The 24,120-nt window shown below is 36.1% G+C and carries 25 protein-coding genes; 10 read left to right on the top strand and 15 right to left on the bottom strand.

Annotation, left to right across the window (positions count from 1 at the left end; translation table 11 throughout):
* Positions 1-217: 217 nt before the first annotated feature.
* Positions 218-1,147 (bottom strand): DMT family transporter, encoded by a 930-nt coding sequence (locus J580_RS06315; protein ID WP_032003486.1) that lies wholly within the window; start codon positions 1,145-1,147, stop codon positions 218-220.
* Between the two features lie 94 nt (positions 1,148-1,241).
* On the opposite strand from J580_RS06315, the gene J580_RS06320 reads away from it, so the two are divergent.
* Positions 1,242-2,093: a LysR family transcriptional regulator gene (locus J580_RS06320; protein WP_032003487.1), complete on the top strand. Its 852-nt coding sequence runs from the start codon at positions 1,242-1,244 to the stop codon at positions 2,091-2,093.
* 65 nt (positions 2,094-2,158) lie between these two features.
* Here the strand turns inward: J580_RS06320 and J580_RS06325 are convergent, their stop codons facing one another.
* From J580_RS06325 to J580_RS06350, 7 genes are all read right to left on the bottom strand, one after another.
* Positions 2,159-2,785 (bottom strand): hypothetical protein, encoded by a 627-nt coding sequence (locus J580_RS06325; protein ID WP_032003488.1) that lies wholly within the window; start codon positions 2,783-2,785, stop codon positions 2,159-2,161.
* 103 nt (positions 2,786-2,888) lie between these two features.
* A complete protein-coding gene (locus J580_RS06330; protein WP_005069634.1) occupies positions 2,889-3,887 on the bottom strand; it encodes an AraC family transcriptional regulator in 999 nt (332 codons plus the stop codon).
* Between the two features lie 81 nt (positions 3,888-3,968).
* Complete coding sequence (locus J580_RS23670; protein WP_002115975.1) at positions 3,969-4,148, bottom strand: hypothetical protein; 180 nt, start codon at positions 4,146-4,148, stop codon at positions 3,969-3,971.
* A gap of 558 nt (positions 4,149-4,706) precedes the next feature.
* Complete coding sequence (locus tag J580_RS06335) at positions 4,707-5,726, bottom strand: fimbrial protein (protein ID WP_032003489.1); 1,020 nt, start codon at positions 5,724-5,726, stop codon at positions 4,707-4,709.
* Positions 5,723-8,179: a fimbria/pilus outer membrane usher protein gene (locus J580_RS06340; RefSeq protein WP_081403575.1), complete on the bottom strand. Its 2,457-nt coding sequence runs from the start codon at positions 8,177-8,179 to the stop codon at positions 5,723-5,725. The genes J580_RS06335 and J580_RS06340 overlap by 4 nt, the downstream gene beginning before the upstream one ends.
* 140 nt (positions 8,180-8,319) lie before the next feature.
* Positions 8,320-9,063 (bottom strand): molecular chaperone, encoded by a 744-nt coding sequence (locus J580_RS06345; RefSeq protein ID WP_032003491.1) that lies wholly within the window; start codon positions 9,061-9,063, stop codon positions 8,320-8,322.
* A 73-nt stretch (positions 9,064-9,136) separates the two neighbouring features.
* Entirely contained in the window at positions 9,137-9,709 is a 573-nt protein-coding gene (locus J580_RS06350; protein WP_014206555.1) for a fimbrial protein, read from the bottom strand.
* Between the two features lie 409 nt (positions 9,710-10,118).
* Here J580_RS06350 and J580_RS06355 point away from each other — a divergent pair, with 409 nt between their 5' ends.
* Positions 10,119-10,469 carry a hypothetical protein gene (locus J580_RS06355; protein ID WP_017386793.1) on the top strand — a complete coding sequence of 117 codons (351 nt, stop codon included), beginning with the start codon at positions 10,119-10,121 and terminating at the stop codon, positions 10,467-10,469.
* A 63-nt stretch (positions 10,470-10,532) separates the two neighbouring features.
* On the top strand, positions 10,533-10,745 hold the full coding sequence (locus J580_RS06360) for a hypothetical protein (RefSeq protein ID WP_014206557.1): 213 nt from the start codon (positions 10,533-10,535) through the stop codon (positions 10,743-10,745).
* A 48-nt stretch (positions 10,746-10,793) separates the two neighbouring features.
* On the opposite strand, the gene bioB is transcribed toward J580_RS06360, so the two are convergent.
* Positions 10,794-11,783, bottom strand: coding sequence for a biotin synthase BioB (gene bioB / locus J580_RS06365; protein ID WP_005069622.1), 990 nt, complete (start codon positions 11,781-11,783; stop codon positions 10,794-10,796).
* 87 nt (positions 11,784-11,870) lie between these two features.
* Positions 11,871-12,971: a tRNA epoxyqueuosine(34) reductase QueG gene (gene queG, locus J580_RS06370; protein WP_032003493.1), complete on the bottom strand. Its 1,101-nt coding sequence runs from the start codon at positions 12,969-12,971 to the stop codon at positions 11,871-11,873.
* Between the two features lie 26 nt (positions 12,972-12,997).
* On the opposite strand from queG, the gene J580_RS06375 reads away from it, so the two are divergent.
* Positions 12,998-14,458, top strand: coding sequence for a bifunctional ADP-dependent NAD(P)H-hydrate dehydratase/NAD(P)H-hydrate epimerase (locus J580_RS06375; protein ID WP_032003495.1), 1,461 nt, complete (start codon positions 12,998-13,000; stop codon positions 14,456-14,458).
* A 4-nt stretch (positions 14,459-14,462) separates the two neighbouring features.
* On the opposite strand, the gene ruvC is transcribed toward J580_RS06375, so the two are convergent.
* A complete protein-coding gene (gene ruvC, locus J580_RS06380) occupies positions 14,463-15,008 on the bottom strand; it encodes a crossover junction endodeoxyribonuclease RuvC (RefSeq protein WP_002121356.1) in 546 nt (181 codons plus the stop codon).
* 198 nt (positions 15,009-15,206) lie between these two features.
* Here ruvC and J580_RS06385 point away from each other — a divergent pair, with 198 nt between their 5' ends.
* Both J580_RS06385 and J580_RS06390 read left to right on the top strand, forming a co-directional pair.
* Positions 15,207-15,800 (top strand): helix-turn-helix domain-containing protein, encoded by a 594-nt coding sequence (locus tag J580_RS06385; RefSeq protein ID WP_017482298.1) that lies wholly within the window; start codon positions 15,207-15,209, stop codon positions 15,798-15,800.
* Positions 15,797-16,342, top strand: coding sequence for a GNAT family N-acetyltransferase (locus J580_RS06390; protein ID WP_032003496.1), 546 nt, complete (start codon positions 15,797-15,799; stop codon positions 16,340-16,342). Before J580_RS06385 ends, J580_RS06390 begins: the two co-directional genes overlap by 4 nt.
* 80 nt (positions 16,343-16,422) lie before the next feature.
* Here J580_RS06390 and J580_RS06395 read toward each other — a convergent pair whose 3' ends face one another.
* Positions 16,423-17,244, bottom strand: coding sequence for an OXA-213 family carbapenem-hydrolyzing class D beta-lactamase OXA-502 (locus J580_RS06395; protein ID WP_032003497.1), 822 nt, complete (start codon positions 17,242-17,244; stop codon positions 16,423-16,425).
* Positions 17,245-17,660: 416 nt separating this feature from the next.
* Between J580_RS06395 and J580_RS06400 the strand changes: the two genes are divergently transcribed.
* A complete protein-coding gene (locus J580_RS06400) occupies positions 17,661-18,227 on the top strand; it encodes an FxsA family protein (protein WP_002121432.1) in 567 nt (188 codons plus the stop codon).
* Between the two features lie 66 nt (positions 18,228-18,293).
* On the opposite strand, the gene J580_RS06405 is transcribed toward J580_RS06400, so the two are convergent.
* Positions 18,294-18,485, bottom strand: coding sequence for a hypothetical protein (locus J580_RS06405; RefSeq protein WP_002121357.1), 192 nt, complete (start codon positions 18,483-18,485; stop codon positions 18,294-18,296).
* Positions 18,486-18,744: 259 nt separating this feature from the next.
* Here J580_RS06405 and J580_RS23675 point away from each other — a divergent pair, with 259 nt between their 5' ends.
* A complete protein-coding gene (locus J580_RS23675; protein WP_002121448.1) occupies positions 18,745-18,993 on the top strand; it encodes a hypothetical protein in 249 nt (82 codons plus the stop codon).
* Positions 18,994-19,121: 128 nt separating this feature from the next.
* Here J580_RS23675 and metK read toward each other — a convergent pair whose 3' ends face one another.
* Positions 19,122-20,288 (bottom strand): methionine adenosyltransferase, encoded by a 1,167-nt coding sequence (gene metK, locus J580_RS06410; RefSeq protein WP_005069601.1) that lies wholly within the window; start codon positions 20,286-20,288, stop codon positions 19,122-19,124.
* Positions 20,289-20,824: 536 nt separating this feature from the next.
* Between metK and tkt the strand changes: the two genes are divergently transcribed.
* On the top strand, positions 20,825-22,813 hold the full coding sequence (gene tkt / locus J580_RS06415) for a transketolase (protein ID WP_005076314.1): 1,989 nt from the start codon (positions 20,825-20,827) through the stop codon (positions 22,811-22,813).
* A 55-nt stretch (positions 22,814-22,868) separates the two neighbouring features.
* On the opposite strand, the gene J580_RS06420 is transcribed toward tkt, so the two are convergent.
* Positions 22,869-23,276, bottom strand: a complete 408-nt coding sequence (locus J580_RS06420; RefSeq protein ID WP_032003499.1) for an OsmC family protein — start codon at positions 23,274-23,276, stop codon at positions 22,869-22,871.
* A gap of 213 nt (positions 23,277-23,489) precedes the next feature.
* On the opposite strand from J580_RS06420, the gene J580_RS06425 reads away from it, so the two are divergent.
* Positions 23,490-24,080, top strand: a complete 591-nt coding sequence (locus tag J580_RS06425; RefSeq protein ID WP_032003500.1) for a YceI family protein — start codon at positions 23,490-23,492, stop codon at positions 24,078-24,080.
* The last annotated feature ends 40 nt before the right edge of the window (positions 24,081-24,120 follow it).

A 24,120-nucleotide genomic window follows, 5' to 3' on the forward strand; every position in this document is an offset into this window, starting at 1 on the left:
GTTTTAAAACTATATATGGCAATCTTTTATTAAGTTTTAAAGAAACATACAGTATTTGTTACAACGGAATAATTAAGATGAGCTTTTGTATAAACTATCACAAATGTAAAAAAAAATTGAAAATATAAGAATTTAAAGAAATTATTGAGGAATAATTTTTATATTTGAAAATGCTGCTACATATTAAGGATAAATTTTTAATGTAGCAGCACATTTCTTATTTTGTACAAGGTTTTGCTATAAGTGCAGTGCTTTTAATTTTAAAAAATCCTCCGCTACTCATTACACCAAGCATCACTAAAACTGTTCCTACTAACTGCCAGATATTGAGGGCTTGTCCAGTAAGTAGAGCAATTATCATACTGAACACTGGCACAAAGTTAAAAAAGACAGAAGCACGACCAGCACCTAACTTTTGTATACCATTAAACCAGAATAGATAAGCAATCATGGTAGAGCAGATAACAACATATCCCATGGCTAAGTGCGCATTAATAGGGGCAGATGCAATTGCTGTAAGAGGATCTTCAAATATCACACTCAACAAACCAAGTGTTATTGCCCCGAACATCATAGAGAAAGTTGTTGTTTCTAAGGGAGTAGCATTTTTTACATAACGGCGAGACAGTACATTTGCTAGGCAAAATCCAAATGCGCCCAATAATATAAATAGATCTCCAATGTCTATTTTGAGGTGCAGCAAAGTCGTTATATGTCCCTGACTAATCACCAGTAACACACCACTTAAGCCAAATAAAACGCCTAAGAATTTATTAGTAGTAAGTTTTTCACCATCTAAAAGGATTGTCATTAATAGAGTCATTAATGGCGTGGTTGCCATAATTAAAGCACCGTTAACAGCTGATGTGGTTTGAAGTCCATAAAAACAGCCAATGTTGAATCCTGCAATTCCGATAATACCAATAATCAAATAGATTACTAGATTCTGTCTTAAAGCTGTCCATCTAAGCTGGCCTGTTATTGAAAAGATTAAGAGTAAGCCTAGACTTGCAATAAAAAAACGTTCAGACGCAGCAGATAACGGGGGCATATGTTGAATAATATAAGACATTGCATTAAATGCTGATCCCCAAAAAAACATCGTTAAGACAACACCAGCATAGGCATAAGCCACCGTTCTGTTCATGGACAGGCTCCCATTATGAAAGGTTTTATTCTCGGCAAATCTATAAAGGTGTACAATTCCATATTAATACACTTCCAATGTGAAAATTTGCACAATGATTGATTGGGAAAATTTGCATTACTTTTCAGTTTTTACCGAAGAAAAGTCACTTTCCGCTGCTGCTAGAAAATTGGGTGTAGACCATGCAACTGTATCCAGAAGAATTGCCCAGCTAGAACAAAATTTAAAACTTAAATTAGTTGATCGTAGGCCACGGACATACATTCTGACTCCTGACGGAGAACGTCTTGCACAAGTAGTTGCTCGTATGATGGAAGAAACTTTTTCTATCGAGCGTTTAACTCAAGCAGGTCAGCAAGAAGTAATGGGAAGTGTCTCTATTAGTATGCCTCCTTTAACTGCTGCACATCTCATCATGCCTCATTTGGGTAAATTTTATCGCCATTATCCGCAATTAAAATTACGGGTGCTCGGTGATGTTCATTATGTTTCTTTACAGCATAGTGAGGCTGATATTGCGGTACGATTTGGACGTCCCAAAGATGAAAATTTAGTTGCTCGAAAAGTAGGTGAAATACCTTTTGGAATATATGCAGGTCCAAATTATTTAGCTTCAACAGATCCTGAAAATTATGAATGGATTAGTGTAGAAGTGGGGGGAGTGCATGGTCAAAAACAGCAAAAGTTAAAAGAAAGGTTAAATCATAAAGAACCGATAATGGTTACCAATAATCCCGAGTTACAGTGGAGAGCTGCATGTGGAGAAATTGGTTTAGCGGTCTTACCTGATTTTTTAGGAGCTCTTAGTAATTTGATCAGATTACAAGATGATTATCCGATGAGTGCTGAAATATGGTTAGTCACACACGAAGATTTAAGGCATAGCCCTGCAATACGTGTAGTAATGGATTTTCTTATATCTTGTTTTGAAGCTTTTAAGGTCTAATGTGTTAATGCTATCCATTTATATAAAAGCTACGGGAGTCCGTAGCTTTTATATTGAGATAAATTTTAAGCCAGACTGACCTCTATTCCTCTACGTAAATTAGATTGGTCCTGTTCGGAGTTTAAATCAATTTTGGTATATGATTTGGCAAGTATGCGTCGTGCAGCAAAATTAATTGGCTTTTCTAACAACTTTGGTAATTTGATACCTAAGGGGTTGCTTTCGGTTTGAGATACTTCGGTTTTGATCCTAGTTCCCATAATATAGTCAAACCATGGTTTGGTAACGCACCAATTAGCATTTTGATTGCTTGTCATATGATGATCATAGTGCCAAGGGATGCGTTTCTTAGCATATTCAGGGTCTAAATGGGCTTTTGAATGTACATGCCAATAATTCCATAAGCCATAATAAAGCCCAGCTGTAAAAAAGGGAGCTACTGGTAAGAAGACTGTTGCAGCACCAGCTAAACTAATTAATGCTGTTTTTTCATTATAAATTTCTGCATTTTTGAACATTGATTCTGCATAACCTTCATCATGAAAATTATTTAAGCGAGCACGTTTATGATGAGCAATATGAGTAAAAAAAGGGCTGTTACGATACTTGGTTGGATATTCGTGTAACCAAACTTTATGGAAGTACCATTCAAGGCCATTTGCAACAAAAATACCGACAGGAAACCCGAGCATACTAATTACTTCTCATGAATCATAATTTAAATGCATTGTAAAATAAGAAAGTTTTATCGCTTTGACTTTATAGGCAGTCCAAGAACTGCCTATAAAATCAATTTTATTGCTTTTGTTTGCGTTGGCGATATGCGCTTGGAGTCTCACCAGTCCAACGTTTAAAAGCTCGTGTAAATGCGGAGGGTTCAGAAAAACCAGTTAAATAAACAATTTGATCAAGAGTTTCTTTGGTGTTTGCAAGTAAACGTCTTGCAAGCTTCTCTCGATGCTGGTTTAAAATTTTCTCGTAATTAGTATTAATTGCTTGTAAATCAGCTCGAAGGGTACGTGGGTTACGATTTAATTGTTCAGCAATAAATTTTTGATCGAATTGACCAGATTCAAGTAAACCATTGCTGAGCAAGCGCTCAATCGCATAAACAAGTTGATGCTTTTCTAAGTTTGATAGTTGCTGTTCAGCAATTGTTTCATGAATTTTTAATAATTCAGGTTCAGCCGCTGGTGATGCTTTATTCAATAATGTACTAGGAAAAATTATAGCGCCTTGTTTTTGGTTTAAAATTACCGGGCATTTCCAAGCTTCTTGATAATTATTAGCTGAAGCACCTTGTTGATAAGGTAATGTAATTTGGCTAGGCCTAAACTCGTTATTTGTAATATATTTAAAAAAATTAAGAAAAATACCGATACCACATTCAAGATAATGTCTTACAGGGTGTTCAAAACCTACTAATAACGCGATATCTTTTTCAACAATTAAAGAAAGATTAAATACATCGGTTAACAGGTCCTGATATCTTAAAGCACGTTGTAAACCTTCACCGAAAGTAGAACTACTTAAAAATAAATATTCAATAACTAAACCTCTGAAAGCAGGCATTTGACTACCTACATGCAAACCAATATCAGGATCTTCACTTATTTCTTCTGCCGCTGTCCAAAATCGCTGTTGAGTAGAATTGTCTCTACGAATATTTTTATCGGGCGGTTGATTGGGTAAATTTACACTTGCAAAAATAGATGCTGCATCTAATCCCATTTGCTGCATAGTTTGATAAGTCATCCATAAAAAAATTCCAGCATCGGAAGAATTTTTTGACATGTTTTTTATAAATATCCAGAAAGTTGTACAATGCATTCAATCATGAATTTATTGTTAATACGATATTCTTACCTATAAATTTCATTGATCAGAAAAAAAGCCTGCATCTTCACGTGCCTGTTTTAAAGCTAAAATAAAAGATATTAGTAAAAGTAGCCCTATGAGGAAAAGAAAAAGATCAATTTTACTGATCGCGTAACCTATACTTGTAGCTCCTAGACTTAGTAAAACAATACATAATATTTTCCAAAAAATGAGCATGTTACGTTCTGATAAAAGCCTAAGAATATTGTTTGTAATTGAAGGGGATTTCTAAATTTATTTATGTTTTTTTTATTATAGATTATGTAATTCTTTATAATTCTATAAAATTCGTTTTTTATTAAGCTTTTGAAAAATAAAATAAATTATTTTTAGGTCATGTATATCGATTTCTTTCTTTTTTCTTAAAATTAAGTTTTTATTAATTAATAGAATGATAATTCTTTAGAAACACTATAAAATAGGAATGTAAAAAATAAATTTAATTTTTTAATTAATATAAAACAATAGCTTACTGTGATTATTTAAATTTTTGTTAAAAAAAAGACTTGATTTTTAAGCTAAATTTTGGAATTATAGTTATGCAAATTGTGATCTATTTCCCACAATTTGTATTTCAGGTTAAGTGGTTATCACTAATGCTCATTTGCTATTTTTGCTTATGAGCATTTTTTTATGTGACTTTTTAATATAACTACAAAATTTTTGAATCGTTAAATTTTAAGATTATTTAGCTGAGCTAAGCTTAATTATTTTTAATAAATTTTTAGAGACAAATTAATCATATTGAATAGTTACAGTTGCTGTTGCCGTAACCTCACCCGCGCTTACATTAGCCGCTGTTTGATAGTAACGAGCAGTTAAGGGAATATCGTACTCTATAGTCTGATTAGAGCTGACTGTGCCTATATTTTGTTTTATTGTTTTTTGAATTGGGGTAGTGGCACCATTCATATTCCATAATAGTTCTACACCGACACCATTGGCTTTGGTTGAGTTTGATGCACTATTATTAATGACCTGATTATTTGTGGGATCAGAATTATAGTCAAAACTTAAGCTGATGGTGTTACTTGTTGCTATACCCGAGTTGTTTTCACCGCCATTACATAAAATCGATAGATTAAAACTCTGCTCACCTTGTGTTGAACCAATCGCTTTAAAACCTGACTTTGTAACAGTCGGGAGTTGAATAGGTATATCTACACCATTTTGAATTTCACACGATGAAGACGCGATCAGAATAGGAGCATTACTTAATACTGTAGTAGTTAAAAATGGTCGGTTTTGTTGACCTGATACATAATAGGTGCTGTAACGTCCTGCTACTAATGCTCCTGAACCTGTGGTCATGGATGTTTTAATAACTTCCATAACAAAATATCCTGGTGAAAGGGTATATGCAGTATTTGGGGTTAAAGTACGTCTATATGGATAATACCCAGAAAAATCTGAAGCATCTGCTGCTTCACGATAAAGACGAATACCAATACCGGGAATATTGGTTGCATATACATTATTACCTATTGGGCTAACTGGATAATTTAAGGGGAGAGCCGCAATAATTTGATCACTAGCACGACTACATGTTGCAGTGGAATTATTGGGAGAAATTGTAAAAGTATTCCTTTGTAAGATAGTCCCTATAGGGTCAGTCGGCTTTACGACGATTTTACCAATGTTCATCGGGATATCGACGGTGGTAAATCCCTTACTTAAATTACAATTTGCATTTGTATGGCTATAAGCAAATAGACTCACTGCCAAAAATCCAATTTTTTTTAAAATCTTATTCATTTACAGACTGCCTTTGTCATAATAATTGATTGATTGTTATGCTTTATTTGATCCGTGATATCGTATTCAAGTTCGCATTTTTCAGTACTCCTTTCTCCCCATTTCACATATAAAAGGTCATGGGTTAAGGGGGTTCGTAAATAAATACGGCTGCCTTGCGCAACAATACCTATCACTTCGTTATTTTGGTTATATACCTGTGCGGCAAAAGGTAAATGTGAGCCATCTAAAGTGGTTGGGCTGATAAAAAGTGCGTAACCTTTTTTTGTTGTGAATTGAACTTTAGTGATTGAGCCTGCATAGGGAGCAATACGTAAGCTACTTTCAGCTAGCTCAACCTGTGTGGACATGTTTTGCGGATCAAGGCTAATGTCATTCATATGGTAAGGCGTAACATAGGGGATAACCGCATATCCATTTTTGTTTATGCTGAGGCCTGGTGTATTACCGACTTGTGCTCCTGTTGCATCTGGTGCATAAACTAAAACCATTGTTTGAGCTTGATCTGGACCAAACAGAATTCCTTGGGGGTGAGCAACGATATTGCCACTCAAGTTAAGCATTTCTTGTTGATATGAGTCAGCGTAACTAAATGAAGCACCTAATGTTGTGTAGTTTGTCTTATAGTTGCCATTGATATTGAGATTCGTTTGACCATGGTTTTGACTGGAAATTGATGCGCCGTAATTCAACCGGTTTCCTGTAAAACCGCTAAAACTCAGAATTTGGCTATCTTCACTTATAAGACTATTAAAATTTAAAGAGCTTTTCTTAAAATCTAAGGGGAAGGATAGAGAAATGAGGTATTGAGTATCTTGGTTAGCTCGCCCACCAGCTTCAATAGTTTCACTATTAATTGCAGAGAAACTATAAGTTAAATCTTTAAATTGGTTGCTATAGCCTAATTGGAATTGCTTATTAGTAGTAGGCTGGTTCCAATAGTTTGTCCACGAACCTATTAAATAGAAATTTCCCCATTGATTTGGAAGAACTTGATTTAAATTAATCTGGAATTCACTTTTTTGCTTACCTACCGAAAAACTATCAATATTTTGCTCTTGTAAGTCCCGAATTAAAATTGCATCACGTAGCTTGAGATAGTTTTGTGTTGAATAACGATAAGTTGCTAGTGTTAGGTTAGTATGTGTTGGAGAAAATAATTTATTGTAACTTAGACGATAACTTTGCCCTGTCATTTTAGGTTGATGGGAAAAATTGGTATTTGAATGTGTTGCATCAAAAGAAATAGCGCCAATAGGCGTTGAAAAAGCTGTACCTAACAATACAGAGAAATACTGCTGCGTTCCTTGAATTGCGCTATAAGTTGTAAGGTAATTGTTGATTCCGCGTTGATATTTACCCTGTATTAGCCATGGAGTTAACTTAATGTTTGGGTCTCGAAATTGTCCTAAGGTGAATGAATATCGGCTCATTTGAGGACGTAGCATTTCAATTACAGAAGCATATGGAATAGAATATTTTTGAACTACTCCATTAGATTCAAGTACCGAAACTTGTAACTCACCTCCAAATCCTGTGGGATAGAGATCATTAATTTCAAAGTTCCCAGGTGGAACGGTGGTCTGGTAAATTAAATTACCTTGTTGTCTAACTTCGACTTTTGCATTGGTTTTGGCATAACCTCGAACTCTTGGAGCATAACCGAGCATGCTATTTGGAAGCATTCGGTCATCACTTGAAATATTCATTCCACGATAGGGCAAAGAGTCAATAAAATCGCTATTAGTAAAATAATCTCCTAAAGTAACAACACCATGGATATCGGAAAATGCCTTTTGTACATATGTATTTGTCGAGGTATAAGAAGAATTATTAGATTGAGAATTAGATTGGCTTTGCCATTTCCATTGTCCATTATGGCGAAACTGCCAACTTGCTAAATTTGCTCCAAGATTGGTTCCCATAAAAGCATAACTATTTTCATGTTGTTCATTGACTATTCGATATGCTGTGGCGTTATAGCTTAAAAAAGCTGCATTAATACCGCGATCCCACAAATGTGGATCGATATAGCCTTGCGGATTTTTTTCTAAGACGACTTGCGGGATCGAAATATCAATTCTTAAACGGGAACTATCAAATACATAAAAAGCACTATCTATCCATGAAGCGAGAACTTTACATGAAAGAGATGAATTAGAGTCATGTTGACTTAGAACATCAGCTTTTACGCCATATTCAAGCAACGTGGCTTCTGTAAAACATGTTTCAGCATTTGTGTTAGGAGCTGAGGCAGTAAATCGCATACGCCGTTTACCCAGCCATTGACCATTAATATAAACATCTAAGCTATATTCACCAGGCAAGATCGGGTTGCCGTATTTGAAACGAGCTATATCAATTTTTTGTGCATTACCTACTAAGAAATTGCTATCAAATTCAGCCTTTGTAAAATGTGGAACATCACTAGTATTTTCAGCATATATAGCCATAGGCATGAATAGCGTAATACTTGAGACGACATACCAAGTAAAGGGGCTTTTTAAACATATATAAGGTATAAACCATTTAGACATAGTTCTAGAGCCTATTCATGATAGGTTTTAAATTTTTTTTAAGTAATACAATGAGGTTAGAATTTTATTGGGTGCTCAACTCGTCCACCGTAATCATTGATATACAAAAAGCTCATAACTGCTAAGTTTTTATTTTTTAGTTTAATTTTATCCTCTGAATAAGGGGCAATCATTAAGCCTTGTTGCAATAAGTCTGTTTTATGGCCTTCACTTCCTTGAAAAATGGAGGTAATGGTAAGAAAAAAAGGTGTCGGATTTTTTATCATTAGATATTGATCATTTATTTTCCACTCGACTTTGTCACTTAGTTGATCAATATTTTCTTTTAGATCTATAGGGCGGTAAAAAAATTTAATTCGCGAACGAACAGCGAGTTGCAAAAAATTGTTAGAGGTTGTTGTGGTTTGACCTTGTTGAGTTCTCCCTTCAGGTTTAGGAGGGATATCTAAAACATTAAGCCAAAAAATAGATTCTTGTTGTTGGCTTAGTTGAGATGTAGTAGGCAACGCTGTAATCCTTAAGGTTTGCCCCTTAGTTGCTTCTACTCTTGAAATTGGTGGAGTAATAATGAAAGGTACATTTGTTTCATCTGGTGTTGACTTTGCATTTCCATCATCGATCCATGCTTGAACAAGAGACGGGGCCGTGCCGTTATTACTCAGTTGTAATGTGATCTCACGGGCATTTGAAGGATAAATGACACGAGTACCATGTAAAACAATCTCAGCATGACCTGTAGTAGTGAGCGCTACTTGCAGACAAACTAATCCCCAAAAAAATTTACGACCACGAAAAAGCATCAGTCATATTCTCAATAACAAATAATAGGAAGGAGATAGCTTCTATTCATGAATAGAAGCTTCAATTTTAAGTTTATTGATAAATGATCGTATATTTTACTTGTGATGTTACCGTACCAGCAGTAGAAGCACCTGTAGCATAATATTCGGCATAATAGTTAAGATCAGCACTACCGCCTGCTGAAACATTTACCCATTGTGAATTCGTTTGAGTTTCATTTGTGCTTGTAGCAAGTACAGGAATTACAGCGTTATTACTGCCAAGTAACTGAATATTTACATTTGTTGCTGCACCAGAGGTTGCTTGGTTTAATAAACGACCCGTATTAAAGTCAACGGTTGCGCCTGGTTCAAAATAAGTTGCGACTTTACCTGCAGCGGTACAGTTCGTTAAATTAATTTGAAAAGGTGTACGACCAGCTACATCACCAGCATTTTTTAAAGTTTGAGATGAAACAGTAGGCAAATTGATTGTTAAATTTTTATCTCCAGTATCAATAGTACAAGTATTATCCGTGACAAGACCATTAATAGTAATTGTGCCATCTGCTGCTTGTGCATTTGCTATATTTAAGAGAGAAACTGCCGCCACAAAAATAAATTTTTTCATAAAATCCCCAGAATAGCTTTTTAAAATAAAATCCATTACTTTTCAGTAAGTTTATTCTGATTAAGTAAGGCGAAGGAAATATAACACTTTTCAATCAAAAAACAAGAAAAACATTATATTTATATATATTTTGATCAATTATTTTTATTAATAAAAATTAAAAAAAATATTTTTTATCAGTTGGTAAAATAATTGGTTAGTTTTTATTTAAAATAGAATTTAAAAATTAGTAATATCTAAGTAATTGTATTCTATTGAATTAATGAAATTTTAAAATATTTAAGATAATATATATTTAATATTTTTGATTAAGCCATTGTTTTTAAATGATAAAATTGTTTTGTGTGTATCTTATAAATATATTTAATTTTTTAAGAATTTTTTAAGGTTCAATTCCTACTGTTTTAGTTGTAATTCAATAAAAGATAATCTGGAGTTCAGTTCCATGAATACTATGAAGTATAGCTATAAACCTAATTACTTTTTCTTTGCTCATAAATTAGTTTTATTTTTAAAGGATTATCTCATCAAGCATCCGACGGAGCAGCAAACAACGTTTAACTTGCAAACGATTTATGACATCTTTAGCCATGATCTTGCTTCAAGTACGACAAACCTTGAAGGTATCTTAAATATTGCAGATGAATATGTCTTTGAAACAGAAGATGGCTTACTTCCATTAATTAGCAAGCATTCAGTCAATCTCAAAAATCATGTACTTTCTTTAGAATTTACACCTCAAGCCTTGGCAAGTCTGTTATCAGGTCATTCGTTAGTAAATCCTAAAGCAGCTTAGATTTTCTTTTAAGGTAGAGTGAACTCATATAAAATTCATAAAATTTATTTTTAAGAGTTATTTATGAGTAAAGACTTCAAGGCCTTAACTTATATTGCGGATGAAAATGTAGCAGATACAGTGACTTGGCTTTTACACCATCAAGATGTTTTTGATTCTTTTAATTTTGATGTGTTGAACCAAGAATTCACAGTAACACATGCAGCAGGAAAAGATATTATTCGAGTCGGAACCTTTCTGAATGCTACTTACGGAATATTAGTAACTTCTATATAAATGAAAAAAGCCCTGAATAATCAGGGCTTTTAAATTTTCTAATTTGAGTTAAGCACTCATTGCATCTACTGATAAATCAGCAACTGTTGGCTTTGGTTTTTCAGCTGTTAAACCTAGTTTATTAAATAAAGCTTGGTCTTTACCTTCACCGGCATTTGGTGTGGTTAGTAGTTTATCACCAGAGAATAATGAGTTTGCCCCCGCCATAAATGCTAATGCTTGGTCTGAATCACTTAATGATTCTCGGCCAGCAGAGAGACGGATATAACTATGCGGCATGATAATACGCGCCACAGCAATAGTACGAATCCACTCAATAACATCAAGCTTTTCAACATCAGCTAAAGGTGTTCCTTCAATAGGAACAAGCATATTGATTGGCACAGATTCAGGATGAATTGGTAGGGTAGCTAGTTCATGTAATAAACCAATTCGGTCTTCACGACTTTCGCCTAAACCCACAATACCGCCACTACAAACTTTCATACCAGCTTGACGAACATAATCAAGGGTATTTAAACGGTCATCAAAAGTACGAGTACTAATGATGTGAGAATAATACTCACGAGATGTATCTAAATTGTGGTTGTAGTAATCTAAACCAGCAACTTTTAGGCGTTCTGCTTGAGATTGGTTAAGCATCCCTAAAGTCATACAGGTTTCCATACCTAATGCTTTAACTTCACGTACCATTTCTAAAACATAAGGCATATCGCGCTCATGTGGGTTACGCCAAGCAGCACCCATGCAAAAACGTGAAGAACCTGAATCTTTTGCAGCTTTCGCTTCACTAATCACTTTTTCAACAGCAATACGTTTTTCTGCTTCTAGTTTTGATTCGTAATGTGCCGATTGTGAGCAGTATTTACAATCTTCAGGACATTTACCCGTTTTAATAGATAAAAGGGTACTGACCTGAATTGAATTGGCAGTGAAGTGCTCACGATGTACTTGCTGAGCCTTGAAAACTAAATCCAAAAAAGGTTGTTCATATAAAGCTTGGATTTCTTCACGATTCCAATCATTACGTAGAGTCATTGTCATATCCATGATGATGGCATTAATTCACTATACATAATCATACAGAATTCGTATTAAAGCTATAGGGCAAAAAACATCATTTTTTTAATTTGATAGCTGAAGTTGATTAAATTGCTGTTCAATTGCCCAATCAATATGCACATTGACGATTTCGTCATGTAAATTTTTGCCATTTTGTAGTTGATCTACAATTTCTTTTGAATAAGGAGCATTTCCTAATCCGATTGCAATATTACGTTTAAATGATTGATAACCTGTCCGGCGGATAGGGCTACCTTCCGTATTGGCTAAAAAAGTGGCTTCATCCCACTGCCAGATATCAAGCAGACTAATATTATCTAACCCATGTCTAGGATTAAAATCAGAAATAGATGCTGTTTTGGCAAAGCTATTCCAAGGACAAATTAACTGGCAGTCATCACAACCAAATATTCGGTTTCCAATACCTGCACGTAATTCTTCAGCAATAACTCCTTTATATTCGATTGTTAAATAGGCAATACAACGTCTTGCATCTAACATATAAGGCTCGACAATTGCTTGCGTCGGGCAAATATCAATACAAGCGCTACAAGAACCACAATGTGCTGTTGCAGGCTCGTCGAAAGGTAAATCGAGTGACGTAAATAGCTCACCTAATACGAAAAAAGAACCTGACTTTTTATGAATGAGCAAAGTATGTTTACCCGTCCAACCCATTCCAGCACTTTCAGCTAATGATTTTTCAAAAATAGGTGCCGAATCTGCAAAAGGACGAGATTCAAAGTCACCAACTTTTTCACGAATTCGTGTTGCTAGGGTTTTCAATCTACCACGCATGACTTTATGGTAATCACGGCCACGTGCATAGCGGGCGATAATGGCAGAATTAGGCTCTAAAGGTACATATCGTGGTTTTGGCGATTCCACAAGATAATTCATGCGGACACAAATAATACTTTTTGTGCCAGGCACTAATAGTGTTGGATCAGCTCGTTTTTCTAGATTTTCTTCTAAATAAGTCATATCTGCATGATAACCACGTTCAAGATACTCTAAAAAACGTGGCATTTGCTCTTGAGCATCTGGTTTTGCGATGACACAATCAGCAAAACCCAAGTCTAATGCTTGAGCTTTGATCCATGCTTTTAATTCATGTGGATCAATTTGTTGCACTGCAATGCGTGATGTGTCGGAAGATGTCATAAACCAAAATGCAAGAGGATAATAATATGCAGGCGGTAGTTTACCATAGCGATGATATTCGAGCATGGGAGCGGCGCTGGTTTGCTGCGCAAAACTCCTCATTAGGTTTAATGCAACAAGCGGCTTGGTCAATTGCCCAGCAACTTATTGAGCTTTTTAAAGATCGGCCTATCAAGAATATTGCTGTTTGGTGCGGGCAAGGCAATAACGCAGGTGATGGTTACTTTATAGCAAGTTATCTGAAGCAAGCTGGATTTAATGTTGAAATCTTTGCAGCTCAATTGGGTGAGTCAACCGATTTACATTGTGCAGCGCAATTTGCTAGAGAAATGAAAGCCCAAATTCATCCAAATTTTGATATTAAAAGAACATTTGATTGTCATATTGATGCTTTATTTGGCATAGGCTTAAATCGTGAATTAAATACTAATTGGCAACAAGTAATTCGAAAGTTTAATGAACAAGTGGGCCTAAAAATTTCAATTGATATACCAAGTGGCTTACAAGCAAATACAGGACAAGTCTTACCTTGCGCAGTGAGAGCTGATCATACCTTTACTGTTTTAGGCCTTAAAGCAGGATTGTTTACAGGACAAGGAAAAGAATATGCGGGGGAAATTCATTTAATTAATTTAATTCCTACAGACCACGAGTTGAAACCCTTAGCTTATTTGTCACCCACAACCATTAAACTTCCTCAGCGTATGGCATTTGGGCATAAGGGAAGTTACGGGCATGTTTTAGTGGTGGGTGGACATGAGCAAATGGGCGGTGCAGTTATTATGGCTGCTGAAGCTGCCTTTCATGCAGGTGCAGGCAAAGTGACGGTGGTTTGTCATCGTAATCATCATCAAGCTATTTTGTCGCGGGCACCTAATATTATGCTTCGTGATATTAATGCTTTAGATGAAAACAATATTAAAGAGATTCTATCTCTGGTCGATGCAATATGCTTTGGAATGGGATTAGGCCGTGACGATTGGGCAAAGCAGATTTACCAACAATGGTTTAATTTGTTAAATCAGAGTACACGCCTAGAAGTTGTTTTAGATGCAGATGCTTTATGGTTTCTGGCTAAACAGCCTGAAAAGTTAAATACACATATTTATGCCACACCTCATCCTGGAGAAGCTGCTACTTTAGTTGGTTGCTCTACAGCGCAAATTGAAAATGACCGAATTGCTGCAATTTATGCCTTACAACAAAAATATGCAGGCCAGTGGGTACTTAAAGGAGCGGGTAGCTTAATTTTAGAAGATAATTTGTATATCTGTACGCAAGGTAATGCTGGTATGGGAACTGGTGGAATGGGGGATGTATTAGCAGGAATGATTACAAGCTTAAAAGCTCAGTTCCACAAAGGTATTGCATTACATGAGATTGTTACCCTTCATGCTCAGGCTGGTGATCAACTTGCAAAACATGGTATGCGTGGTTTACAGGCCTACCAAATGAATGAAGCAATTACTCAGGTTGTAAATCAATAAATTTTTAACGTCTACGACTGCTAGAACGACTGCGTCCACGTGCCATACCACCTAAAGCATTTAAAACAGACAGTTTGCTCATACTTCCCGATGCATGAGCATGGCAAATGGCAGCAGCAAGAGCATCGGCTGCATCGGATTGAGGCTTAATCGTCAAATTAAGTAATCGCATGACCATCATTTGAACTTGTTCTTTATCGGCAGCGCCATAACCAACCACAGACTGTTTAATTTGACGGGCAGTATATTCTGCAACTTGTAAATCTAAATTCACTAATGCGGCTATGGCAGCACCACGGGCTTGTCCTAGTTTTAAGGCAGAGTCTGGGTTTTGAGCCATAAAGACTTGCTCAACCGCAGCTTCAGTTGGGCCATGGAATTTCACAATTCTCTCAACGCCAGCAAAAATACGTTTTAAGCGTTCTGGCATTTCTTGAGTTTCTGTTCGGATTGTACCGGCATCAACAAAACGTAGTTTACTACCATCTTTTTCAATGATTCCATAACCTGTTAAGCGTGAACCCGGATCAATACCAATAATCAATGCCATGTGAAGACTTATATAAATAGTTTAGAGAGTATTGTTACATAGCCAAAAAGGTTCTGCATGCGTAATTTAAAGAATGCTGCGATGAATGGTTATTTTTCGGTTTTTTATCGAACCAATTTATATCTTTAAAATCATTTGATGTAATTCTATTTTAGTGGAATACTTATCTATAATTTTGGAATTAAAGTTTATCGGTAGATGGAAGATATTAATATCCGCATTGCGCAGCAAGTGCGTGAAATACGTCTAGCGCGTGGATATACCCTAGATATTCTTGCTAGTCGATGTCAGGTAAGCCGTTCTGCAATTTCACTCATTGAAAGAGGAGAAGCGAGCCCTACAGCTGTTGTTCTTGAAAAGCTAGCAAATGGTTTAGGGGTGCCTTTGACTCAGCTATTTGATTCGCCCCAGAATACTCAATCGCCTCAACCTATGGTACGGCGTACTCAACAAGCAGAATGGAAAGATCCAGAAACGGGATATATTCGCCGTCAAGTTTCGCCTCCAAATTGGAAATCTCCATTTCAGATCGTTGAAATTGAATTTCCAGCTCAATCTCGAGTTACTTATGAAACAAGTACGAATTCTAAAGTTGTATTACAGCAAATTTGGGTAATAGAGGGGCAAATTGATATTCAACTGGGTGAAAACTTTTATGCTTTACAAGAGGGGGATTGTTTGGCGATGCAATTAGATCAACCGATCATATATAGCAATCCTTCTTCTAAAGCTGCTCGATATATTTTAGTTGTATGTAATGAGCTCGTCTCTATTCTTAAGGAATCTTCATGATTAAAAATCTTAATCCAAATTTACGTTTAATCGATTGTCATGAAGCTACACATGCAAAGGCTATATTAGATATTTTGAATGAAGCAATTATCAATTCTACCGCTTTGTATGACTATTTGCCGCGCTCTGAAGAGTCAATGAAAAACTGGTTCGCGGTTAAAAGAGAAAATGGTTTTCCTGTCATTGGTATTGTAGATGAGAAAAACAAGTTATTAGGTTTTGCAAGTTGGGGAACTTTTAGAGCTTTTCCTGCCTACAAATATACGGTCGAACATAGTATTTATATTCATCATGAACATCGTGGCGGCGGATTAAGCAAAATTTTAATGCAAGAATTGATTAAGCGTGCTCAAGAGGCAGACTTACATGTATTGATAGGCTGTATTGATGCAACCAACCAAGCAAGTATTGGTTTGCATGAAAAAATGGGCTTTATTCATGCAGGTACTTTTAAGCAAGTCGGTTTTAAGTTTGGCCAATGGTTAGATGCTGCTTTCTATCAGTTAAATTTAAATACACCGCATACCCCAGTTGATGGATAAACAATAAAGCTTTCAAATTTCAAGTTTAAGCAATAGCCTGGTTTATAATGTGAAATATGAACCTGGCTAAAGAGTCTAAACTATAAAATACCTAGTTGCTCTAATCCTTTATAAGCAATTTCTTTTCGAATAGAACTAGGTATGCCTTTTTTCATTTCTAAATTGAGTGAGAACGCTACAATTTCTCCTTGAGGTTGAACGACCCAGCCTGTTAACCAGCCCACTTGAGGCTCCACATCCCATCCCCAACCACTTTTGGCATAAATTTTCCGTCCATTTTTTTCTTCTATGAACAGCATAGATTGAACTTGTTCTTGCACATTCTTGCTAAAAGGAAGAGTTTTATGGGCTAGTTCATAAGCAAACTGGGCTTCTTGTTGAGGTGTAATTTTAAGTGGACCAACAAGCCAAAAATCATCTACTTTTGAACCAATATCAGCATTACCGAAACCAATGCGTTTTACCTCTTTAGACATAAGATCAAGGCCAATTCGTCGAGCTAGTTCCTGATAAACTGGAATAGCAGAAGCTTTCATCGCATCGCCTAGAGTCATGTCCTTTTCCCAATCAGGAAACAAACGCTTTTGCCCATCCCATTTAAACACTTCAGTTGGTGTTGCTTTATGATGCTCAAGTCCAATCAAAGCATTTAACATTTTAAAGGTAGAGGCGGGAACATATTCGGTTGATGATCTTTTAAGATCATTGCCATAGATTTCCTCTGTTTGCCCACGTTTTATAACTAAAACACCTTCAGTTTGTGCTTGATCAAACAATGATTTAATTTTCTCTGAGTTTTTATTGGTAGAAATTGACTGTATTTGATGTTGTTGTACGGTATTAAAAGAACATGCCGACAAAAACATCGTACCAATGGCAAAGAAAAGAGCTTTTTTAGTCATGAGTTTATGTGGGTTTAAAAGAATTATTCTTTAATTTAACTTGAATAGAGGTACTTTTAGATAGAGAAAATGTAAGTTATTTAGGAAATTCTATATCTATGCACTACTTTTTTAAATTTTATAAAACAACTATATAAATAAAGGAATATATCCAATTTTTCTAAGAACCTAAGTTTTCAACTAGACTAAAAAACTGCTTTCTTGAAGGACTTTTCGTTTAACTAGAGTAAAAAAATTAAAATCTAATTGAAGTCGCACTTGATAAACTTGATACAGCACTCATTAATAATAAAGCATGTTTGTTTTTATCGAGTTAAAATCAAATGTACTCTAGTATTGCAGACTCTGGCTGTTTCGATAGGGTTGGGGCAAATAAACTGCAATGAATTTTCTTTTTGAGATAGATAAAGTTTTACATGAATTTACTTCTTATTGTAGTTCTGGGCGCGATTGTTGAAATTGCCGTATGGATTGGCGTAGCACAGTTCATCAGTGGATGGTATGTGTTCTTTTGGTTCATTCTTGCTTTCTTTATTGGTTTGGGGCTTATTCGCAGAAGTACTGCTGGTATTATGCCTCAATTACAGCAAATGCAGATGACTGGCCAACTCGGTAATGACCCAACAGTAACTAAAAAACTTGCTTATGCTTTTGCAGGTTTCTTATTAATGTTGCCAGGCCTTGTTTCTGATGTGTTAGCGGTTTTAATTTTGATCCCTGGTGTTCAAACTGCTTTCCGTAATATAGCCATGAGAACTCTTGCAAAACGCCAACAAGCTATGATGGATAAAATGATGGGTGGTATGGGCGGTAATATGGGTGGGCAAAATCCATTTGCTGATCTAATGCGCCAAATGCAAGATATGCAGAATCAACAAGGTGGTGGTAGCCAAGGTCAATACCGTGATTCAAGCATTATTGACGGAGAAGCGCGAGAAGTCACTCCAGATCACAAGAAAATTGAACATAAAAATAAGGATTAATAAATACCTTATCTAAAGGCCTAAACCTCTAAAGTTTAGGCCTTTTTTATTTTAAGAAGATATAAATTATTTAGTTAGAGATTCAGTCACAGCAGAATCTGTTTGAGCCAATTCAGTTGGGCTTTCTTGTGGTTTTGTTTGAGGTTGGTATTTGTTTGAAGCTAAGGCTGTTTGCTTATTCTCAGATTGTTGATAACCTCGGCTTCGGTTGGCTCGTTCGCGAAAGCCACCTTTATTAATGAGCTTTGTATGTGACATGCATTTGCCTAAAATGTGAGATTATTTGCTTATTTTAACAAATTTGGCAAAATATCAAAATAAGAAAAATAGTCCTATAAAAATAATATTTAACTTATATATATGTTTTTAATTAATATTTTTTAATTGACTCAATTGTTCATCCAGATTGAATTATCTATTCATTTCACATAGGATAAATATAAAGGATGTATAAATTAAAAAATGTAGCAAACCTATTAAAACAACAACGGTTGAAATGAGGGAAGGAGGGTTATCTATGCTATATCAATACCATTGTGCGTGTTGCGACAAAGTTGTGGCATCGACTGATAAATCATGTCCATATTGTGGTTCACAACATATTCGAAGCCCGTATGGCTTATGGATGTTTTGTGTGATGGCTTGTCTAGCTGTTGTCGTTGTATTTAAAGTTGTCCATATTTATATCCAGAACCATCAAGATACTCCAACGCAGTCAACTTTACTGGATGTATTAAATCAGGATGATAAAACGACAAGACAATAGATTTTGATTACAGCTACAAATAATATGGCGTCAAGGATGATTGCTAGAAGATTAAACCCTGCATACCATAAAATTTGAACTATAAATAAAAAAGCCCGCTCAATGGCGGGCTTTTTTACGATTTTATTTTAAAGGCCAGCAGCATCTTTAAGGGCATCAACTTTATCAGTTTTTTCCCAAGTAAATGCAGAGTCGGAACCTTCGCGACCAAAATGACCATAAGCCGCAGTTTGTTTGTACATTGGTTGAAGAAGATCCAACATACGAGTAATACCAAACGGTCTTAAATCGAAATGATCACGTACAAGTTGAATAATCAACTCATCAGAAACTTTTGCTGTACCAAAGGTATTAATTGAAATCGAAGTAGGTTCTGCTACACCAATTGCGTAACTCACTTGAATTTCACATTTGTCAGCAAGACCAGCGGCTACAATATTTTTTGCAACATAACGACCAGCATAAGCAGCAGAACGGTCAACTTTAGATGGATCTTTACCAGAGAAAGCACCACCGCCGTGACGAGCCATACCGCCGTATGTATCAACAATAATTTTACGACCCGTTAAACCACAGTCACCTACAGGGCCGCCAATAACGAACATACCTGTTGGGTTAATGTGGAACTTAGTAGCTGCATGGAACATTTCAGCAGGGATGATCGGTTTGATAATTTCTTCAATAACTGCTTCTTTAAGCTGGCTTTGAGAAATTTCAGGATCGTGCTGAGTAGATAAAACAACAGCATCTAGACGTACAGGCTTGCCATTTTCATAGGCAAAAGTAACTTGGCTTTTTGCATCTGGGCGTAACCATGGAAGGGCACCTGAACGACGAAGTTCAGCTTGACGCTCCATTAAGCGGTGAGCATAAGAAATCGGCGCAGGCATAAGCACGTCTGTTTCACGGCTTGCATAACCGAACATTAGGCCTTGGTCACCAGCACCTTGATCTTCTGGTTTTTGACGGTCTACACCTTGAGCAATTTCAGGAGATTGTTTACCAATCATATTGATTACAGCACACGTTGATCCATCAAAGCCAAGATCAGAGTGGTGATAACCAATACCGTTAACAGTATTACGAACAACAGCTTCAACATCAATATTAGCAGTCGTTGTTACTTCACCAGCAAGTACAACAGCGCCTGTTTTTACCAGTGTTTCACAAGCAACACGTGCGTATGGGTCTTCTTTTAAGATTGCATCCAAAATAGCGTCGCTAATTTGGTCGGCCATTTTATCGGGATGACCTTCGCTTACAGATTCCGAGGTAAAAACAGCGTACTCGCGCATGAAAGTCCTATCTTGGTTATTTCAAAAGACATAATATGTTACATCGACTTGAGCTTGAGGACCAGTTCATACTGACTAAAAAGCATGAATTTATTTCATTTATAGTGTGTTTTAATTGATAAGTGTATTAGCAAAATTGATATAGAAAGCTTTAATTTAAAGTATTTATATTTTAACAACTTGTTGCTAGTGTGTTTTTTAAACATATAACTTAATAAAAATCTTAAATATCAAAATTTGAATTTTAAAGTAAAGAAACATGATCAACGCATACAAGATTGGCTAAATATTTTATCTATATATCAAAAGCTAACAAGATTAATGTTCTTACATTTAGTCGTTGTGCAGAAAAATGAACACTGTTTTGTATAACTTAAAGATTCAAATGTTTTTTGTGTAACCAAGAAACGGTTAAAAATAAAGAAATATACCGTGTTGGGGTTTACCCTAGGCCTTTTTTTTAAGACAATATAGCGGCATTGAATGGTTATTCATCTTCTTCTTTTCATCAATCTATTAAAATTGGATTCTGATCTATGACGACCCCTTTAAACGAACGTCGTATTGCAAATGCAATTCGTGTATTGGCAATGGATGCTGTGCAACAAGCAAACTCAGGGCATCCAGGTGCTCCAATGGGGATGGCAGATATTGCTGACGTCGTCTGGCGTGAGTTTTTAAATCACAACCCAACAAATCCACAATGGGCAAACCGTGACCGTTTCGTTTTATCAAATGGCCATGGCTCAATGTTGCAATACGCTTTGCTTCATTTAACAGGTTATGATCTTTCAATTGAAGATTTAAAACAGTTCCGTCAATTGCATTCTAGAACTCCTGGTCATCCTGAATATGGCTATGCACCGGGTGTAGAGACGACAACTGGTCCTTTAGGTCAAGGTATTGCTAATGCTGTTGGTTTTGCTTTAGCAGAAAAAACATTGGCTGCTCAATTTAATAAAGATGATTTAAAAGTTGTTGACCATTTCACTTACTGTTTCTTAGGTGATGGCTGTTTAATGGAAGGTATTTCTCACGAAGTATGTTCTTTAGCTGGCACCTTACAACTTGGTAAATTGATTGCTTATTATGATGATAATGGTATTTCAATTGATGGTGAAGTTGAAGGCTGGTTCAGCGACGATACAGAAGAGCGTTTCAAAGCCTATGGTTGGCAAGTTCTTCGTGTAGATGGTCATGACGCTGATGCGATTCGTCAAGCGACAATCGAAGCAAAAGCTGAAACTCAAAAACCAACAATCATTATGTGTAAAACGATTATTGGTTTAGGTTCACCAAATAAGCAGGGTAAAGAAGACTGTCATGGTGCGCCATTAGGTAAAGATGAGATTACTTTAACTCGTGAAGCATTAGGCTGGAACGAAGAAGCATTTGTTATTCCTGCTGATGTATATGCTGCATGGGATGCAAAAGCAAAAGGTAGTGAATCTGAAGCGGCTTGGAATGCGGTATTTGCACAATATCAAGCAAAATATCCAACTGAAGCAGCTGAGTTACTTCGTCGTATTAGTGGTGACTTACCGGCAGAATTTGCAGCACAAGCAGATGCTTTCATTCGTGAAACAAATGCGAAAGGCGAGACAATTGCAACTCGTAAAGCAAGCCAAAATACATTACAAGCATTTGGTCCTTTATTACCTGAATTATTAGGTGGTTCTGCTGATTTAGCAGGTTCTAACTTAACACTTTGGAAAGGTTGCCAAGGTGTTCAAGAAAACCCAGCTGGTAACTACGTATATTATGGCGTACGTGAATTTGGTATGACTGCGATCGCTAATGGCGTTGCATTACATGGCGGTTTTGTTCCTTACGTTGCAACATTCTTAATGTTTATGGAATATGCACGTAATGCGGTACGTATGTCTGCGTTGATGAAACAACGTGTAATCCATGTTTATACACATGACTCAATCGGCCTGGGTGAAGATGGTCCAACTCACCAACCAATTGAACAAATTGCTTCATTACGTGGTACACCTAACTTAAATACATGGCGTCCTGCGGATACTGTAGAAACTGCAATTGCTTGGAAGTCTGCTTTAGAACGCAAAGATGGCCCTACAGCACTTATTTTCTCTCGTCAAAACTTGCCGTTCCAAACACGTTCTGAAGAACAAATTCAAAACGCTGCAAAAGGTGGTTATGTACTTGCTCAAGAAAAAGGCGAATTAAAAGCAATTATTATTGCAACTGGTTCTGAAATTTCTTTAGCAATGGAAGCTTATGCACAACTTGAAGGTGTGCGTGTAGTTTCTATGCCATGTGCAGAAGAGTTTATGAAGCAAGATGCTGCATACCGTGAAGCAGTATTACCAGCTCATATCCGTGCGCGTGTTGCTGTTGAAGCGGCTCATGTTGACTATTGGTGGAAGTTTGTTGGTCTTGATGGCAAAGTAATTGGTATGACAACTTATGGTGAGTCTGCACCAGCAAAAGATTTGTTCCAATTCTTTGGTATTACGACTGAAGCTGTTGTTGCAGCCGTAAAAGAATTAACTGCTTAAATATTAAAGTAGTGTAAAAAAGCGATCTATCTAGAGCGCTTTTTTATTTGAGAAGTTAAATAGTGAGTTCTGTTTGGATATTAATCTGAGAGGTTAATAACTTATGAATAGGGCAGTTCTCGGCAACTTTTAGTAATCGCTTATGCTGGTCTTCAGTAAACTCGCCTTTGAGTGTGATTTTCCGTTCAATATTATTTTGGCCTTTTTCAGGTTCGCCATTAGGGTTTAATGCTAAATCCACTTGAACATGCTCAAGCTTAATACCTTTAAGATTCGCATACATTTCTAAAGTAATGGTGGTACAAGCTCCTAAAGCGGATAATAAAAGCTGAACCGGGTTCGGAGCAGTATCTAGGCCACCTTTATCAGTTGGTTCATCTGCAAACCATTGATGACCTGAAGGATCGGTGAGAGTTACTCGATATGGAGTGGAAGTACTTTGTGCTTGAGCAGTATTAGCCATGTTTTACCTTATTGTGAATCAATAAATTTGAAGTAAAAATTAATAAATCTGAAGCTTCAAATAGAAGAATATCTATACTTTATAATATGGTTTTTGAATAACAACTGTAACGCTTTTATTGTTGCATGGATGAAACATATCGTTTTATAAAGAATGGTGAATTAAATTACTTGATGTATACACTAACGACTATATCAATAAAGGATACGAAAAATGCATCTTAAAACATTAAGCTTCGGTTTGGCAGTAGCATTAGCTAGTTCAGTTACTTTAGCTGCACCAGTAGACTACAAAATTGACCCAACACATACAGCTACTGTTTTCTCATGGAATCACTTTGGTTTCTCTACTCCAAGCGCTAACTTCTCGGATATCCAAGGTGTAATTAAAGTTGATAATGCTAAACCAGCAAACTCATCTGTAAATGTGACTATTCCTTTAAGCAGTGTAAATACAAACGTACCTGCTTTAGATAAAGAGTTCCAAGAAGAAGCTTGGTTTAATGCTGCTAAATATCCAAATATTACGTTTAAAAGTACTAAAGTTGAAACCAAAGACAAAAAGCACTTTAAAATTACTGGTGACTTAACTGTTAAAGGCGTAACTAAGCCAGTTGTACTTGACGCTGTTTTAAACAAGCAAGGCGAGCATCCAATGGCTAAAGTTCCAGCAATTGGTTTTAATGCGACAACTTCATTCAAGCGTTCTGACTTTGGTTTAGGAAGTTATGTGCCTAATGTTGGCGATAAGATCACTGTAAATATTACTACTGAAGCAACTGCTGCTAGTGCAGCTAAAAAATAAGTTATAAGTTTTCTAAAAAAGCCCTCAAATATGAGGGCTT

This window comes from Acinetobacter sp. 1542444 (assembly GCF_000581835.1).
Classification (GTDB): domain Bacteria; phylum Pseudomonadota; class Gammaproteobacteria; order Pseudomonadales; family Moraxellaceae; genus Acinetobacter; species Acinetobacter pittii.